1 protein-coding gene is annotated in these 494 nt (G+C 53.6%); it reads left to right on the forward strand.

Annotation, left to right across the window (positions count from 1 at the left end; genetic code table 11):
• Positions 1 to 182 (forward strand): hypothetical protein (locus DM374_RS33995; protein WP_225422709.1); only part of this gene is annotated, 182 nt, incomplete at its 5' end.
• Positions 183 to 494 lie beyond the last annotated feature (312 nt).

A 494-nucleotide genomic window follows, 5' to 3' on the forward strand; every position in this document is an offset into this window, starting at 1 on the left:
AAAGCCCCGGTTTCCGGGCACTTGAAGGGCGATCCGAGAGGGTCGCCCTTTTTGTTTTTGCAAAACTTTTGCAAAACCACCCACCGTTAAGCCTTTTGAGGCCCTTCGCGACGGTTCGGCGCACCGACAAGCTCGCTCCTGCAGGGGCGTCCTTTTATGCGGCCATCTCGGTCCATTCATGATTCCTGAACTCAAACACGGCTGACTCATCTGCCTTGGTATTCGGCTCAACAATGATTCTGCCGAACTGAGCGTGCACGTAGGCGCAGTAGTAGGCTCGAACCGCGACGTCCGCCGGGCCTTGAACAGCCTCAACGCCTTTCTTTTCTGATTCGCTGGTTTCTTCGCGGCCTCAGTAAACTCGACCTCTCCTGAGGTGGTGCACTCTTTTGGTTTCAAAGTTTGATTCGCCGGATTTGAAAGTCGCTGATTTTTTTGCAGATTTCCCGTAACTCGGTGTTGACACATTCAGCCGATTGCGTAGAATGCCGCCC

The organism is Pseudomonas huaxiensis (assembly GCF_003231275.1).
Taxonomy (GTDB): domain Bacteria; phylum Pseudomonadota; class Gammaproteobacteria; order Pseudomonadales; family Pseudomonadaceae; genus Aquipseudomonas; species Aquipseudomonas huaxiensis.